Source organism: Ferroplasma sp., from assembly GCF_031200575.1.
GTDB lineage: Archaea > Thermoplasmatota > Thermoplasmata > Thermoplasmatales > Thermoplasmataceae > Ferroplasma.
Window position 1 is genome coordinate 101,462 of record NZ_CP133597.1, and the last position, 16,616, is coordinate 118,077.

A 16,616-nucleotide genomic window follows, 5' to 3' on the forward strand; every position below is an offset into this window, starting at 1 on the left:
TAATAAAATAAACTATTTAGATATTAGCTTCTTTCTTTCCTTAGATGTATAACCGGTCAGTTTTTCCAGTAAATTATTGAAGAATTTAATAGTTTCACCAGGATTCTTATACTCCATATCCGTTTCAGTTTCTGCATATAACTTCTTCCCATCCGTCCACAGTTCTATTTTTTTTAGACCGGGATAAGATGATATAATATGCCCCTCTTTTTCTTCAAAATCCATATTATAGGATTTCAGAATTTCAGATATGGCAGAATTGCTAATTTTAACAGTTTTCTTAACAGGATATTCTCTCATTTTTTTCACCTATAATTTTTTTGCAAGTTTTTTCTGGTATTTTTTTGAAAGTGCCCTCCAGTACATAAGCTCCATATACTGTGCGTCATGTTCCAGAAGAGGAGACATGGATATTATGTCCATATCTCTATCATTGGATGATATGACATCAGCCAGTGTTTCAAATTTTAGATCTCCATGCTTTATTGCAGTTATCTTCAGTTCATTCCCATTGTCATATTCAACTCCGCCGAATTCCGTATAGAGGTCATACTTGGAATATTTTGCAAATGAATTTATTACGTCTTCAAAGTTCTTTGCATCTATGAGTGAGCCGTTGTTTATTGAATGTATATGTGGGAAATTCAGTATAGGTTCAACATCAGGAATTCTATCAGCCAGATAGAATAGCTCTTTCTGTGTGCCGAATAGGTCCTTTTTGCCAGCAGCCTCTATGCCTATGTATGGATACCCCTTTTCATGCGAAAACTCTTTCGCTATATCTGAATATATATCAAGTGCCTTTTTCAGGGCTTCAGATTTTTTCCTAGTATAAAATCCTGTATGTGTGATTATTCTCTTTGCGCCCATGGCCCTGCCAATTAAAAGTGACCATCTCAAATGGTTTATAGATTTTTCAGCCATTTCTCCCCCGTTAAGCATATCCATGTAATAAGGGGCATGCATGGAGATGTCCACATCAAGTTCCCTGGCGATTTCACTGCCATTTCTAAGATCGTCATAGTTGCGGGCCATGTTCCAGAAGATTTCCTGTACAATATCGTCTTCCTCTATTTCATTCTCGGTTCCTATGCTTTTATAATTTCCATTTTCATCTGGCCTTAAAACATCAACTATAATAGAGTCATCGACATCTTTTGGATACATACCAACATATTCAATCGCAGGGTCTTCACTTACATTGACCCTCAACAGCTGGACCTCTAGTGAATTTAATCCAAGATTCCCTATATCTTCTATAGAATCTATATAGGTTCTTCCCTTGCTGGTAAGCGGTATCCCTGCAACACCAAACTTAATCATTCTTTAAATGATATATCTGCCTTATTTTAACCTTTTGCAAATTACCACATCTTTCCACATAGATTTATTATGCATCCTGCCTATAATGCCTGAAATAAATTTGAACAGGGGATAAGATTATACGATCCATCAAATGGTCTATTATGTATATATGTTATTTTTTATGCTAAAATTATATTACCATATCATATTAGGCAACGAATAGATTATATACATTTTAAACATAACAATTTAATGGTAACTAAAAATTATCATAATGACTTAATTAACGCATATAACGGTGGTAATAATGAATGTCGATCCAAACATAACAAAATATGTTATCAAAGCAAAGATAGTAACTGATGGTGTTGTTGAAAAACCCGATGTTGTTGGTGCAATATTCGGGCAGACTGAAGGATTATTGGGTGAGGAATTAGACTTAAGGGATTTACAGAAAAGTGGAAAGATAGGCAGGATAGAAGTTGAAATAGATACCAAGAAAGGTAGGACAGAGGGGTTCGTATTAATTCCTTCTGGACTTGACCAGGTAGAGAGTTCAATTCTAGCGGCGGCTCTTGAAACCATTGACAGAATAGGCCCATGCAAGGCAAAGGTGGACATAGAAGACGTTGAAGACGTACGTATAAACAAGAGGGATAAAGTTATTCAGAGGGCCGAAGAGCTGTATAAAAAAATGGGCACAAATGGAAAGAGCCTCAGTGAAAGCATAATCCAGTCTGTCAGGGAGGAAGTTGAGAAGAAGGAAATTCTATCATACGGGGAGGAACATCTTCCGGCGGGTCCTGCAGTAGGTACTTCTGATTCAATTATAGTTGTAGAGGGCAGGAATGATGTGCTCAATCTTCTAAGGTATGGCATAAAAAATACCATAGCCGTTCAGGGCACCAGCGTTCCTAAAACTGTAAAGGAGCTCTCCAAGGCAAGAACAGTAACCTTATTTGTTGACGGTGACCATGGAGGCGAACTTATTATAAAAGAAATGCTGCAGGTTGCTGACGTGGATTTCATAGCCAGGGCCCCACCGGGAACTGAAGTTGAGGAACTTACATACAAGCAGATTGTTAAAGCTTTAAAATACAAGGCACCTGTAAATCAGTATCTTGAATCGCATGGAATGATAGAGGAACTCAAAGAATTTACTGAAAAAAACAATAAGGCCGTTGCAGACATGAATGTAAATATTGAGAAAAAGCTGGAAACGAAAGAGGAACCTCATAAAGCCGAAAAGGAGGAAAAACATGTGGAACATAGTGAGCCTGCCGCAACAACTGTAGAAGAGGAGATTAGGGATGTGGAAGACCCGCGCTTTGTAAGGAATAAATTAAATGAACTTTATGAAAGCAAGGCTGTTGAAATATATGACAGTACATCAAATCCAGTTGCAAGGTATCCCATTTCAGATGCTGTTGAGCTCATGCAGGGTGTCAAAAATGCCAGTGTAATAATAAGTGGGGGTGTTATCTCCCAGAGATTCGTTGATATAGCTTTCAACATGGGTGTTAAATCCATTTACGGCATGAAAATGGGACATGTAACAAAGAAGCCGGACGGAATCAGGGTGGTTACATGGGATCATATGTAAATTACAGCGAATATCCGGATACATCATATATAAAAATACCAACAAGCCCGCTGGAAAGGGTAATAGGTCAGGAAGAGGCTGTTCGCCTGGCACTTATAGCCGCAAAACAGAGGAGGAATCTTCTTCTTGTTGGTCCTCCGGGAGTTGGAAAATCCATGATTGCCCAGGCTATGTCTTTTTATATTAGCAGGCCGGAGGAAGAAATCAGGGTAGTGCATAATCCATCATATCCAGAAAGGCCTTTTGTAGAGGTAAGAACTATCAGTGAGATTGAGAGAGAAAAGCACGAAATGAACTCTATAGAGGGAGAAATCATAGATCCAAAAAATGCACCGGATAATGTTGCACAGAGACTTGGATATAAATGTCCACACTGTGGATTTTATTCCCCACCCACTGAGAGCGTGTGCCCCAACTGTAATAACAGCAAGGCGGCAAATAATACTCAGGGTCCATTCAATGATGTTTTTAACGTTATAGGCGTGGCCTTTGGTGTGAATAACAATAATGATAGGGTGACGCAAACCAGAAAAATCGGTGACAGGGAAGAGATAGTCGTATACGAAAAATACGGCGATAAGATCAGGGTGCTTGATGAGAAAACACTGGAAAGGCGCCGGAAACTTGAAAAGAAAAGCCCAAGCAAGGTAATAGTACCCATAGACCGAAATCCATTTGTGCTGGCTACAGGGGCCAGTGAGACTGAGCTTCTTGGAGATGTGAGGCATGATCCATATGGAGGGCATCCACAGCTTGGAACCATGCCATATGAGCGTGTAGTTGCAGGTTCGGTGCATATGGCACATGAGGGTGTTCTATTTATAGACGAAATTACACATCTTGGAAAACTTCAGCGTTTTATACTCACAGCGATGCAGGAAAGGAAGTTCCCCATAGTAGGAAGAAATCCGCAGAGTGCTGGGGCAAGTGTCAAGGTTGATGATGTACCAACAGATTTCATACTTGTCGCGGCATGTAATATACAGGATTTACAGTACATACTGAGTCCACTCCGTTCAAGGATTGTTGGAAATGGTTACGAAATTTTAATGGAGAATTCCATGCCAGACACGAAGGAAAACAGAATGAGGTACCTCCAGTTTATCGCCCAGGAAATCAACATGGACGGAAAAATACCTAACATGGCAATAGATGCAACAGATATCATTATAAACGAGGGTAGAAGAAGGGCACTTGAAGACCACAAAAGCAACGCCCTAACCCTTAAGCTCAGGGAGCTTGGTGGTCTTGTAAGGGCCTCAGGCGATATGGCAGTTGAAAATCATCATAAGTTAATAGAAAAATCTGATGTCAAGGAGGCACTTTCCCTGTATGTTCCTGTAGAAGAAAAGATCAAAAAATACTACGGCAGTATGACCAACGCAATAGGTGAGGAGGCAACCGGATCTCAGAAGGGCGAATATTATAATTATTACAATTATAACGAAGACAGATCGTACCAATGATATCATGTTAATAATTTTTATATTATCCTTGTTTTCAAATAATGAGAGATTATAAATTTAAGGCGGGCAAAAGAATTAATAGGTTTTAATTATGGTGGATAAATGGATATTATTCTTCTATTTATAACCGTTTTCGTGGCACTGTTTGCAATTATAAACCCCATAGGAGCAGTACCAATACTTATCACACTCACAGATGGTTACAGCCTGAAAGAGAGAAAGGAGGTGATCCGGAGAAGTGTCTACATGGCCTCTGGGATGCTCTTCGGCTTTATGTTCCTTGGTGTGTATATATTTGATATCCTTGGAATCAGCATATATGATTTTGAAATAGCTGGTGGCATTCTACTCTTCAAGGTCGGTTTTGATATGCTACAGGGTAAAACCTCCCAGACAAAAATTACAAATGCAGAGCAGCAGGATTCGGCTGATAGGGAAGCAATAGCCATAGCCCCAATAGGAACACCTCTGCTTGCTGGTCCGGGATCAATAACAACGGCCATAATATATTTTAATGGGACCGGAATACATATACTGTCAAGAATTGTTGTAATAGCCGCAGTAATTCTCGTGCTTATACTTGCATTCATTATACTAAAGTATTCTCTTACAATTTTCCAGAGAATAGGTAAAACTGGGTCAATAGTGATATCAAGAATAATGGGATTGCTATTAACAGCCATAGCCGTTGACTTGATTACAACTGGAATCATTCATATTTTTCTCTGAAGCGGCCCAATAGAGAGATAAATTCAGAGGCTTCTATCTGTCCAGGAGCTGTTTCGTGCTTATATGAAGCATAAGCATAATCAGAAACGGTAATGGCAGAAACAAGCCTGAAAAGGCTATTGTTGTTCCCCATAGGTATGTATGCCAGTTTAATTTGATGATCATTCTTATAATGATACAGGTAATCCAGATCGTCAAGAAATTTTCCCGTATCATTGTAAAGCAATGCTATTTTATATATATCAGGGGAAATTGCTGACATGTCCTTTAATACAAGATGCACGTTGTCATTATTTAAACCATGAAATGAAACCATGAGATTTGTATTATTAAAAAAACTTCTCCGGAAATTGAAAGACCCGATGTCAACATCCACTATTGGAGGAGTGTAATTCATGGCATAAGTATAAATTGTTGTTATCTGATCGGGCTGGCTGGATCTGAATGTAAATATATAATCAACAAGATTTTTGTTTAAATATTCCAGTACCTGTCCTAAATTTACAGTATCCCTGTGCTCGAAGAGATCATATCTAATTTCGTAACTCTTTGAAAAGTCCATAGACCCATTTTCAAATTCCATTTTCATGTGCCTGAAGTCAACGAAAAAAACTGATGTGTAAACCTTACATGAGTTGCCGGGCATATTAAAGTATTTCAGTATACTATAAAAATTATCTACTGCACATAATATGATAAACCTTTTTACATAGAATATTATATCCACGCATGGATATGATAGAGATTAAGAAAGGAGGCAAATACACTGTTGTTTCATCAAGCGGGGATGATAAGCCCCTGGTAACAGAGGGAGAATATTTTGGATACGCTATTCTTGGAGAGGAGGGATCCCTGGTATTCAGAATTACAACAAACGGAAAAACAAAATTGAGGCTCATACCGGTTGGTTCTGTATCATATATAGAATTTGACGAGGAGAATGTGGTATCAAAAAATAAGGATGAGGACAGAGGAAAAACCACATATTTCAACTGAGTTTTAAAATAATTTCACTTATATTAGTTTTACAGATAATATTTTTATATTCATTTAATATAAATTATAATGCCCTTTGATAAATCTGTGAGATCTGTTATTATAGTAGGTGGTGGAAGTACTGGCTCCAGCATAGCTTATAACCTTGCAATAAAAGGTGTAAAAGTGACGCTAGTGGATCGTGGAAGTATCGCATCTGGAAATACAGGGAAATCCAGTGCACTGGTCAGGACCCATTACAGCAACAGGCTAATAGCATCCATGGCATTATATTCAATAAATCAACTCAAGAATTTTGGAATGGTTGGATATTCAGGATTTACCAGGACAGGCATGGTATTCCCATTTAACGGGGACAACGCCGAAACTGCGAGAAAAAACCGCGACATGCTGCTTGAACTTGGAATAGAGGAAAATGAGATATCAGTATCACAGGTCAGGGAGTTTTTCCCAGATATTGATTCCAGCGGCTTTGATTACATACTTTATGAACCTGAAAGTGGATATGCTGACCCTGTTGCAACTGCCTCTGCATATGCAAACGCAGCAAAGGATTTGGGTACGGAAGTATATACTGGCACGGAAGTCGTAAAGGTTGAGAATGAAAGAAAAGGTGCCTCGGTTTATCTGGCATCAGGCAAAAAATATAGTGCAGATGCGGTTATACTGGCTACCAATACATGGACTAATAATCTTCTTCGATCTTCCGGCATTGATGAACGCAGCCTTCCACCATTATATGCTTCCATACATGACATTATATATGTAAGGAGGCCTGAAAATTACCAGGGAATAAAACCAACACTGTGGGACCCCCAGAAGTCAGCCTATTATAAAATGGAGGGTGAGACGCTTACAGCAATCGGGAGCCTGGACCCACGTATAGATAATGAACCGTTTGATGTCAACAAAAACATTGAGGACCATGTTACTGACAGTTATATAGAGGAGTATCTTGCTAAAATAACAGAAAGAATTCCATCCATGGGCAATGCATCAATTGTTGCAGCCATATCCGGCCTGTATGATATGTCGCCAGATGGGCAGGCGATCATTGATTCCCTTGCCGCAAATGGAATGGAAAATGTATATATCTGTGCAGGATTGAGTGGACACGGGTTCAAACTTTCCCCTGCTTATGGACTAATGGTTGCTGATATGGTAACCGGCATTAAGCCAGAGAATTCATTATTCGACTGGTCGAAATTCTCACTGGCAAGATTCAAGAATGGTTCAGGCATAAAATCCATGTATTCAGGAATAGGGACCATATACTGAATTTATTGAATAAAATTAATAAGCCATCGGAGGGATTCGATCCCCCGACCTGCTGATTACAAGTCAGCCGCTCTACCATGCTGAGCTACGATGGCGCAGTTAGTGTATTTAAAATTCTTATATAAAATTTCTATTTATCTTAAATAAAAAATAAAAAGATTATTCCTGATGGTTATAGGCTTCCATCACATATTCTGCAAACTGGTCGTCAGGATATGCTCCGGGGAATGTAACATCATCATTTATAACTATGTGTGGTACTGCTGAAACCCCTGCATCTGATGCTTCCTTGTCAAATTCAAGTGATTCTATCATTTCGCTTTTTATGTTCTTGTTCATCAGGGCGAATTTATGTGCTGTAATTACAGCCTTCGGGCAGTACTGGCATGTTGGTGTTACGTAGACTTTTATGGTCACAGGCTTTTCTATTTTTGAGATAAGCTCAACGGCCTTCTTAGATACATCAGCCTCACCGCTTGATACATTCTCAAGATCTTCTATAAGTGATCCGAATTCGTATCCTGATGGAATACCATAATAGATAATTCTTCCATCCTCATCTCCATGCCTTGCGACTATTGTAGCAGGATATTTTTCAACCTGGTATTTTTCAACCATTTCCTTATCTTTCTCATATACGTACTTGACCACATTTATCTTATTGGATAGAGCACCAACCTCATCAACAAGGTTAAGTGTGTCCTTGCAGTACTTGCAGTTGCTATCTTCAGATGTAAAAACTACTAAATCTACCATGTTGGTTAATTTTTTCTCGAAATCTTCCCTAAGGAATTTTGCATCCTCTTCTCTTATCAAACTCATAATTATCGTATTGACATTTTAATACAGTATATAAATATTACTGCACAAATATGTATACTTATTTAAAGACAAAGTATATTAATATAATATATCGCATTACAAAATAGATGACTGAAAAACTTTATTATACCGATATGTACGGCAGGGAGTTCGATGCTTCTGTTATCTCTGCCGAAAATGGAAGTATTGTGTTAGATAGAACATTATTTTACCCTACAAGTGGCGGGCAACCAAATGATACGGGAATCCTGAAGGCAACAAATGGCGATATACATATAGTTGACGTCAGGCAGGAAGACGGTACAATTATGCATATTGCAGATGGTCGTGTAGATTTGGCCAGTGGTGAAAAGGTACATGGCATCATAGACTGGGAAAAGCGTTACATACATATGAGATACCATACAGCAGTACATATTATTGATGGTGTGGTAAACAATGACTACAAGAACGGGCTACTTACCGGTGGGCAGATATACGATGATCATGCCAGAGTTGATTTTAGTTTTGACATTATAGATAAAGACCTTATAACTGAAATAATATCAAGAGCCCAGGATATTGTTAATTCGGGATTAAAGGTATTCCAGCGTGAAATAACCAGATCAGAGGCCCTTAAGATACCGGGACTTTCAAGAACAGAGCCAGGCAGGCAATTAATAGAAAAACTGCCGGTTGTGAGGATAATAGAAATTGAAAATTTTGATTTCCAGGCAGATGGAGGCACCCATGTCGCGAATACAAAGGAGGTCGGGCAGATAGAAATGCTAAAAATTGAAAATAAGGGGAAAGGACATAAAAGACTAAGTTTCAGGCTAAATTAACGTCATCTATAAGGAATGCCGGGAGCCTTGTTGCCTCTGGTATTTCATCCAAGCTTACCGTTTTATTAACCCCGGATAATTTGAAATATGTATTCAAAAATTTGCCTATATAAAAGTTATTTATAAGCCCCATTGTTCCTATCCTAAGAGTGTTGCCGGATATTGAACCCATTCCTTTGGATACAGAAATGCCAGCATTTAGAAGTTTTTTTATCATCTCACTGTCGTTATTGTAAAAGCAAACAACGGTGTTGGAATATATGTCCTTATTGCCGAATATCCTTACGCCATTTTCTGTTAGTTTATCCCTTATAAACTGTGAGGAGGCTTCTATTCTGTTCACCCGGTTAAGGAATCCTTCCCGATCAAGTATTTTCAATGCCATGTTCATAGATTTAAATGCCCCTGTAGCTGGTGTGTATGCTGTCTCATTCTTATCAAGAAATCTCAGGGAAGTTTTAAGATCCAGATAGAAAGGTGCATTAACTGATTCTGTGTTTTCAATATCATCACATGCCTCCCTGGACAGGAATATTATTCCAATGCCAGGGATGGCGGCAATGTTTTTCTGGCTACCGGTTACCATAGCATATATCCCTTCCATGCCCATAGAATAACCACCAAATCCAGAAACATCATCAACCAAAAGCCTTGCACCTTTTCCATGAACTATTTTTATGATTTCGGAAATATCCCTTATTGCTGTTCCGTTCGAGGTTTCGTTGTGCACCAAAAATAGTTTATCATAATCCCTGTTTCTGATTTCATTTAAGAGTGATTGCATGTCAAGCATATCATATTTTATAAACTGGGTATTTTTTGTTCTTCTTGAGATGGACTCTATAAGTCTTTCACCGAAATCACCATAGCTAATAGAGAGAACCCTTTCATTTTCTTTTATAAGGGAAAATACCATGGTTTCCACGGCCAGAGTGCCTGAACCTGTAACCATTACAGTTTTATACGCACCTGAAAATTTATTGAGGAGCAATTGGTTCTCTTCCATAATCTCCCTGAACTCACGTGAGCGGTGATTGACAACATAGGAACCTGCATTTGCAACAGAGAATGGAACCTCCACTGGGCCCGGTATTAACAGCATTATTACCACTCATTGATTATATTTTCGGCAGTCATTATAGCAATTCTCTTCTGGGCCTCCTTTGTCTGGGCACCCAGATGCGGGGTTATCATCACATTATCCATGGTTAGCATTTCACGTTCATAATCCTCCTTTGCGGGCTCATTCCAGAATACATCACTTACAAACGCTGATATTTTACCATTTTTCAGATATTTAAGCATATCTTTTCCATTTATAGCCCTTGCCCTTGAGGTGTTGACTATTATTACCCCTTCCTTTAATTTTGCCAGTTCAGGATCATTAAGTATGTATGGGGAATCCTTTCTCATGGTTACATTGATTGATATAACATCTGATTTCTGTAGAAGTTCGTCCAGAGATACTTTTTTGACATATTCTGGGTATTCAACTGGCATGGGGTCATATGCTATAAAATTCATCTTAAAAACCCGGGCTGCATCTACAATTGCCCTGCCAATTCTGCCGAATCCAAGAATTCCAAGAGTTTTACCTTCAAGTTCAATACCCTTTAATTTTGTGAAATTATTCTTTTTTGTATTTTCTATACCCTTGTACAGGGACCTGGCGCCTATTACCATCATTGCCAGTGTGATTTCTACAACGCTCTCTGTAGAGGATCCTGGGGCATAAACAACCTTTATGTGTTTTTCCTCGGCATAATCTGTGTCTATATTATCCACCCCTATTCCGGCTCTTGCGATTATTTTTAATTTTTTGGCCCTAGATATGACATCTCTGGTGATTTTGGTTCTACTCCTTACCACTACAACATCATAATTCTCTATTACATTAAGGAGCTCCTGTGCAGATATTTCAGGGCTGTAGTTTATTTCAAACCTATCGCTCAATTTTTCCCTTAGTACACTATCAACAGGGTCACATATCAGTACTTTTCCGTACATATAAAGTGATGGTATTATTACTTATAATAATTTCTTACCGCAGTTGAAATCAAATATGGCATCAGGTAATTAATTCAAAAAAGCAATTTATTATCCAGCTTCGAAATATATTGTTAATGTGGCAACATTGGATAGTCTATGACTACCCATGCACTTATCCGGAAGCCCGAACTTTTCCAGATCCATAATCGTATAAAGTATTTATAGGATACATGATTTAAGATGTATGCAGCTGGTCTTCGATGAATACTTTAAGTCGTATCCGGTAAAGAAGAGGATAATCGAAAAGCTGTATGCAAATGGGATATCCATAGTGAATGATAAATTTTTTGTAAACAATATAGAAGTCCCACTGAGCAGTATTGCAAATGCAATAAAGGTGAATAGAAGGACCCTGTATGAGACTATTAAATTCGTAAATGAAAATCCAGTAGTCAGGGAGATTATGCAGAATATTTCAGTAATCCCTGACATAAAAAAGGTTTCTTTGTTAATGAGGAATGAAATTGTAACTATATATATAGATAAAGGGATGTATTCCAGGGTTATAGTGGAGGTCATGGATATTTTAAGGAATCATGCCCCCAATATAAAAGAAATATATTCACAGAATTCTGACTATGAATCTAATTTCATCAGGATTATTTTTTATAATGAGCTGGACGCGTCTGCATTTCGGGGTATTGACAGGATAGCTGGTGTAAACAGAATTATCATTAATGCCCCTGAAAAGTTAAATGTTATATGCGATAAGTGCGAAATAAAAATATGCCCGCATAAAATATCCTCAAGTTTAAGGGAACATAATATTTGAACTGGACTATATAATGTCATATATAATAGAAAAATATATATGTAACAATATTTTTAGTATATCGTGGATCCAAGGCAGGAACTAATAAAAAATATATACGATTTTCTTAGGAAGAATGATTTCACTGTTTCAGAGCCAGGGCTGTACGGGCTGGTTACCTTCGATTTAATATGCAGGAGAGGCAGTGAAAGGTATATACTCAAAATTCTTTATAATGTAAATACATTCAGCAAGATCGGTGTGGTTCCTCTTATTAAGATGAGTGCAATGACCGATTCCACTGCACTTATAATTGGTGAAAAGGCTGGAAATGGAAAACTTGAAAGGGGGGTCCTTTATTTCAGGCACGGTGTGCCAATACTTTCGCTGGAAAGTTTCGAGGACTATGTAAATGGAGATGCTCCGTTTATATATTCAGCTCCAGGCGGATTTTACGTTGGAATAAATGGCCAAAAAATGAGGAGCCTCAGAGAGGAGAAAGATTATTCAATAGGTTACATAGCACAGAAACTTGGTGTCTCAAGAAGATCGGTATCCCTGTATGAATCAGGGAGCTCTGCTACCATAGACATATATCTCAAACTTGAGTCAATACTCAAGGGAGATATCAGCCGTGAAGTTGATATATCAATAACAGCTGAACCTGATATGCCCGTAAGCCCAGCAAATGAGTTTATCAGTGAGGTTCTGAGTATTATGAACAGTATAGGCTATGTCTCTGAGTATATAAGCAGAAATCCATTTGACGGTCTTTCTTTCAGTTCTGACGCACGGCTGATCGTAGGGACATTCAATGATACCGGCGAAAATTTAAATAGAATAAAATCAATAAAAAAGATAAGTGATGTACTGGAAGAAATACCCATCATAGTTAACAGAGAGAGAACATCCAGAAAAGATGTTTATGGATGCCGGATAATTAATTTCAGTGATTTGAGAAAGGTTTATGATATTGACCGCTTTAATGAACTGTTAGAAAAATGAATATGATGTACCAGGTTAATGACAGGTTATATATATTTGGAGGGGTAAAGGGGCTTGTTCGAGACGGTGAAGAACTGAGAAAGGAACTTCTGGAAAAAAGACCGGATATAGTGTTTATAACTATTTCCCCGGAACAGGTTGAGGGCATGAAAGATTTTATAGAGGATCCCTTTGAGGTAGACCTTTCAGATTATGAAATACTTTACGGAATTAATCTGGCTAATTACGGAGAGGTTATGACGCCCTCACCTGTATACATAGAAGCGACAAAGTACTGCAAGGAGAATAACATAGAAATGATCGGCCTTGACATGGAAGAGGGGGAATATCAGATCCTTTACAGCAAATACATTAAAACCACAGATTTGCTCAGGCATTCACTGAGAAAGAAGAAGGTCAGCAGGTTTAAGTTTGATCAGGAAACGCCGGAAGAATTCGTCGAGGCATGGAACAGGGCAGTTGACTTAAAATCTTTCAAGAAGGTTAATGCCGCCAGAGAGGAGTATATAATAAATAGAATTGATAGCCTCCTGAAAGAGCACAGTGACGAAAGAATTGTATGTGTTGTTGATTATGACTATTACAAAAGCATCTTGAGGCATTTTGATGAGCACAGAGAAAACAGATGAATGCCTGTGGAATGTTATCCACCTCAAATTTTTCCTTTGAACACTATGTACACCTCCCTGCTATGCTGGCGGGATGCGTTTGGCTTTGTTATTTTATAAAAATTAAAGTATTTTTTCCATGTATTAACAAACGTATTTGTGGAATCTCCCTGAAACTGCTTCAGTACTGCGTTACCACCACTTGCCAGTAAAGACATGGAACGCTCCATAACATTTTCACAGAGCAGGTAAGAACCGTAATGATCGCGATTGTAATCTCCACTTGTTTTTATCATTGCGTCTGATATAATGACATCTATATGATTTATACCGGCTGATATCATTGAATCCCTGATTTTTGATGTAAGATCTGGGTCGTTTATATTCCCCTGTATGAATAACACATTTTCTATAGGTTCCATTCTGTTTATATCCACGGATATAACCGGTTTTTCAGTAAATTGCTGGACAACCTGTGTCCATCCACCGGGAGACGAACCGAACTCAAGGACATAATTATCGGGATTTATAACATTAAATTTTGACTGTATTTCAAGAAGTTTATAGGAAGCTCTGCTTCTGTAATTCTCCTTTTTTGCCTTTGTATAATATTTATCCTTCCTATCCATAGATAAGTTTATTCCCCTATGTATGCTTTATATTCTTCCGGACTCATAGATTCATACTTTTCATCTGACATCTTAATCTTAACAAGCCAGTATTTATACGAATCCGAGTTTACCAGTTCAGGTTTTTCATTCAAATCCTGATTTGTTTCAATTACTTCCCCAGTTACGGGAAAATAAACATCCTCGGCAGATTTTACGGATTCTATAGTAAGAAGTGTGTCCCCTGCCTTTCCTTTGGCTCCTTTACCGGGCATATCTATATAAACTATATCTGTAAGCTGGTGCTGTGCAAAATCGGTTATCCCTACTGTTGCTATTCCGTTTTCTATTTTAAACCACTCATGTGATTTGGTATATCTTAAATCTGCAGGTATTGTGGACATAGTACTGTATAAATATTACCTATAAAAATACATAGGCATGGCAATACAGTTTAGAATGCCTGCCCTATATCCTTATTTTTTATTTCATTCAGCAAAACTGAAACAAAGCCGTCAAGGGTGTATTCTCTAGTTTTATCATTGCGATTTCTTACGGAAACGCTGTTGCTACTTGATTCCTTCTCACCTACAACTATTATGTATGCCGGCCTCATTGGTCTTATCAGTTTAATTTTCTTGGATATTGTGCCATCTGATAGGTCCACTCTTGACCTAATGCCGTTTTCTATCAGTTTCTGGTTAATGCTTTTAGCATAGTTATTGTAGTTTTCAGATACAGGAATTACATATGCCTGAATAGGTGTAAGCCACAGTGGAAGTTTCCCATTAAAATGTTCCAGAAGAATGGCAATAAAACGCTCATAACTTCCATATATTGCACGGTGAATGATTACGGGTCTAACCTTCTTATCACCACTATCTATATAGTAAAGATCAAAATTGCCTGGCATGAAAAAATCAATCTGTATTGTTGAAAGCTGCCACTGCCTCCCCAGTGCATCCTTTATGTGTACATCTATTTTCGGCCCATAAAACGCAGCTTCTCCCGGATATTCGGTATATTTGAGACTAAGGCTGTTCAGGGCATTTCTCAGGTTTTCTGTTGCATTGTCCCACATTGTAAAATCGGCCTCAAGAACAGTTGAGCCGCAATTAGGGCATTTATATTCCTGTGATGCCGCCCTGAGCATGAATTTTTCGCCACAGGATGAACACTTATATGACATAAGATAATTTTCAGAATGCTCTTTATCCATAACACTGAGGTCATAGGTAATTTCATCTGTGCCCATTATAGTTTTAAATATGGAGGGAATTATTTTCAATAGTGATACTGTTTCATCAAATATCTGATCTTCCCTGACAAATCCGTGGCCATCATCAATGGTAAACCCCCTTGGCCTTGTTAATCCACCCATCTCGCCTGATTTTTCATATCTATAAACAGTGCCGGCCTCAGAGTATTTTATGGGCATGTCACGATAACTGTAAATATTCCTCTGGAAGATTGCTATATGCCCCGGGCAGTTCATGGGCTTTAAGCCGTAGCTGTCTCCGTTTGGCAGTGTAAATAGAAACATATCGTCCTTATATTTATAATAGTGGCCTGATTGCTTCCATATAATATCCTTAAATGCATGGGCTGTCCATACTTCTTCCCATCCACTTTTTGCGTTGAGTTCTTTCATATAATTTATAAGCTCGTTCCTGATCACTGCACCGTTAGGGGCATAAAATGGCATGCCTGGAGCCCTTTCATTGTCAAAGGTAAAAAGATCCATCTCCTGACCGATTTTTCTATGATCTCTTTTCATGGCTTCTTCCCGCCTCTGCAGAAATTCTCTCAGCATCTTTCTGTCAGGAAATGCGGTTCCGTAAATCCTGATCATTCTCTCCTTATTTACATCTCCCTCATAGTTAGTGCTTGAGATAGATAAAAGCTTGAAAGCTTTTACAAAGCCGGTAGATGGAACGTGTGGCCCCCTGCAGAACTCTCTGTAATTGCCCTGAATGTACATACTGGATTCACTGCCATCCTGTACATTTTCATTGATTTTATCCTGCTTGTATTTATTTCCAGAAAATTCCTCTAGAAGTTTCAGTTTTGGTAAAATTTTTTTCTCTATTTTTAAATTCTGATGCACAAGATCCTCCATTTTCTTTTCTATTGCTGGAAAATCCTCGGTGGATATGGGCTGCATGTTAAAATCATAGTAAAATGTATCTTCTCCCTCATTGCTGGTATTGGGCAGTGCATCCGGATAAAGTTCTACTATGGCATTCGCCAGAAGGTGGGCGGCACTATGAAGGAGTATTTTTTCACCCTCCCTGGAGTTAATGCTGATTAGTTCTATGTTCCCGTCCTCAGGAGATGCTTCTGATAAATCATATAACTTTCCATTTAACCGTGCTGCTACAATAGTATTTTTCTGGTTTGCAGGAACAATATCCTGAAATGCCTGTCCTTTTTTAATTTTAAAAAGTTGATTAGAATCCATTATAACCAATATTTCTAAGGTATATTAATTTATTTTGACTGTTGAATCAAATCCGGATTTGCCAGTTCTTAAATACTGACCAACCTATTTATAATTTTATGTAATATTCTA

Annotated in this window: 18 protein-coding genes and 1 tRNA gene; 9 read left to right on the forward strand and 10 right to left on the reverse strand. The window is 38.2% G+C overall.

The genetic code is table 11. From position 1 onward, the window contains the following. Nucleotides 1-12 precede the first annotated feature (12 nt). Together RE471_RS00620 and RE471_RS00625 are read right to left on the reverse strand one after the other, a co-directional pair. Nucleotides 13-300, reverse strand: a complete 288-nt coding sequence (locus tag RE471_RS00620) for a DUF5611 family protein (protein WP_309214813.1) — start codon at nt 298-300, stop codon at nt 13-15. A gap of 9 nt (nt 301-309) precedes the next feature. Next, nucleotides 310-1,323 carry a TIM barrel protein gene (locus tag RE471_RS00625; protein WP_309214814.1) on the reverse strand — a complete coding sequence of 338 codons (1,014 nt, stop codon included), beginning with the start codon at nt 1,321-1,323 and terminating at the stop codon, nt 310-312. A gap of 289 nt (nt 1,324-1,612) precedes the next feature. Here RE471_RS00625 and dnaG point away from each other — a divergent pair, with 289 nt between their 5' ends. The 3 genes from dnaG (at nt 1,613) to RE471_RS00640 (ending at nt 5,103) form a co-directional block, all read left to right on the forward strand. Continuing rightward, entirely contained in the window at nt 1,613-2,908 is a 1,296-nt protein-coding gene (gene dnaG / locus RE471_RS00630) for a DNA primase DnaG (protein ID WP_309214815.1), read from the forward strand. After that, nucleotides 2,893-4,374 carry an ATP-binding protein gene (locus tag RE471_RS00635; protein ID WP_309214817.1) on the forward strand — a complete coding sequence of 494 codons (1,482 nt, stop codon included), beginning with the start codon at nt 2,893-2,895 and terminating at the stop codon, nt 4,372-4,374. The genes dnaG and RE471_RS00635 overlap by 16 nt, the downstream gene beginning before the upstream one ends. A 102-nt stretch (nt 4,375-4,476) precedes the next feature. After that, nucleotides 4,477-5,103 carry a MarC family protein gene (locus RE471_RS00640; RefSeq protein WP_309214818.1) on the forward strand — a complete coding sequence of 209 codons (627 nt, stop codon included), beginning with the start codon at nt 4,477-4,479 and terminating at the stop codon, nt 5,101-5,103. On the opposite strand, the gene RE471_RS00645 is transcribed toward RE471_RS00640, so the two are convergent. Beyond that, nucleotides 5,084-5,749, reverse strand: a complete 666-nt coding sequence (locus tag RE471_RS00645) for a type I 3-dehydroquinate dehydratase (RefSeq protein ID WP_309214819.1) — start codon at nt 5,747-5,749, stop codon at nt 5,084-5,086. The genes RE471_RS00640 and RE471_RS00645 overlap by 20 nt on opposite strands. A gap of 83 nt (nt 5,750-5,832) precedes the next feature. Here RE471_RS00645 and RE471_RS00650 point away from each other — a divergent pair, with 83 nt between their 5' ends. After that, entirely contained in the window at nt 5,833-6,099 is a 267-nt protein-coding gene (locus tag RE471_RS00650) for a hypothetical protein (protein WP_309214820.1), read from the forward strand. Nucleotides 6,100-6,168: 69 nt separating this feature from the next. Beyond that, nucleotides 6,169-7,377, forward strand: coding sequence for an FAD-binding oxidoreductase (locus RE471_RS00655; RefSeq protein WP_309214821.1), 1,209 nt, complete (start codon nt 6,169-6,171; stop codon nt 7,375-7,377). 21 nt (nt 7,378-7,398) lie between these two features. Here the strand turns inward: RE471_RS00655 and RE471_RS00660 are convergent. Continuing rightward, nucleotides 7,399-7,472 (reverse strand) — tRNA-Thr (locus RE471_RS00660). A 64-nt stretch (nt 7,473-7,536) separates the two neighbouring features. After that, nucleotides 7,537-8,199, reverse strand: a complete 663-nt coding sequence (locus tag RE471_RS00665; RefSeq protein ID WP_309214823.1) for a thioredoxin family protein — start codon at nt 8,197-8,199, stop codon at nt 7,537-7,539. Between the two features lie 107 nt (nt 8,200-8,306). Here RE471_RS00665 and alaXM point away from each other — a divergent pair, with 107 nt between their 5' ends. Then, nucleotides 8,307-9,023 carry an alanyl-tRNA editing protein AlaXM gene (gene alaXM, locus RE471_RS00670; protein WP_309214824.1) on the forward strand — a complete coding sequence of 239 codons (717 nt, stop codon included), beginning with the start codon at nt 8,307-8,309 and terminating at the stop codon, nt 9,021-9,023. Here alaXM and RE471_RS00675 read toward each other — a convergent pair. Together RE471_RS00675 and RE471_RS00680 are read right to left on the reverse strand one after the other, a co-directional pair. Beyond that, nucleotides 9,010-10,125 (reverse strand): aminotransferase class V-fold PLP-dependent enzyme, encoded by a 1,116-nt coding sequence (locus RE471_RS00675; protein WP_309214826.1) that lies wholly within the window; start codon nt 10,123-10,125, stop codon nt 9,010-9,012. The genes alaXM and RE471_RS00675 overlap by 14 nt on opposite strands. Before the next feature lie 2 nt (nt 10,126-10,127). Further along, nucleotides 10,128-11,030 carry an NAD(P)-dependent oxidoreductase gene (locus RE471_RS00680; RefSeq protein WP_309214827.1) on the reverse strand — a complete coding sequence of 301 codons (903 nt, stop codon included), beginning with the start codon at nt 11,028-11,030 and terminating at the stop codon, nt 10,128-10,130. A 226-nt stretch (nt 11,031-11,256) separates the two neighbouring features. Here RE471_RS00680 and RE471_RS00685 point away from each other — a divergent pair, with 226 nt between their 5' ends. The 3 genes from RE471_RS00685 (at nt 11,257) to RE471_RS00695 (ending at nt 13,457) form a co-directional block, all read left to right on the forward strand. Then, on the forward strand, nt 11,257-11,844 hold the full coding sequence (locus tag RE471_RS00685; RefSeq protein WP_309214828.1) for a hypothetical protein: 588 nt from the start codon (nt 11,257-11,259) through the stop codon (nt 11,842-11,844). 63 nt (nt 11,845-11,907) lie between these two features. Then, complete coding sequence (locus RE471_RS00690) at nt 11,908-12,828, forward strand: helix-turn-helix domain-containing protein (RefSeq protein WP_309214829.1); 921 nt, start codon at nt 11,908-11,910, stop codon at nt 12,826-12,828. Next, nucleotides 12,825-13,457 carry a hypothetical protein gene (locus RE471_RS00695; protein ID WP_309214830.1) on the forward strand — a complete coding sequence of 211 codons (633 nt, stop codon included), beginning with the start codon at nt 12,825-12,827 and terminating at the stop codon, nt 13,455-13,457. The genes RE471_RS00690 and RE471_RS00695 overlap by 4 nt, the downstream gene beginning before the upstream one ends. Before the next feature lie 23 nt (nt 13,458-13,480). On the opposite strand, the gene RE471_RS00700 is transcribed toward RE471_RS00695, so the two are convergent. The 3 genes from RE471_RS00700 to RE471_RS00710 are packed head-to-tail and all read right to left on the reverse strand — an operon-like array spanning nt 13,481 to nt 16,505. After that, the gene (locus RE471_RS00700) at nt 13,481-14,065 is read right to left on the reverse strand and encodes an RlmE family RNA methyltransferase (RefSeq protein WP_309214832.1); all 585 of its coding nucleotides are present in this window, start codon (nt 14,063-14,065) and stop codon (nt 13,481-13,483) included. Between the two features lie 8 nt (nt 14,066-14,073). After that, complete coding sequence (gcvH, locus tag RE471_RS00705) at nt 14,074-14,448, reverse strand: glycine cleavage system protein GcvH (protein ID WP_309214833.1); 375 nt, start codon at nt 14,446-14,448, stop codon at nt 14,074-14,076. A gap of 50 nt (nt 14,449-14,498) precedes the next feature. Then, nucleotides 14,499-16,505, reverse strand: a complete 2,007-nt coding sequence (locus tag RE471_RS00710) for a threonine--tRNA ligase (RefSeq protein WP_309214835.1) — start codon at nt 16,503-16,505, stop codon at nt 14,499-14,501. Between the last annotated feature and the right edge of the window lie 111 nt (nt 16,506-16,616).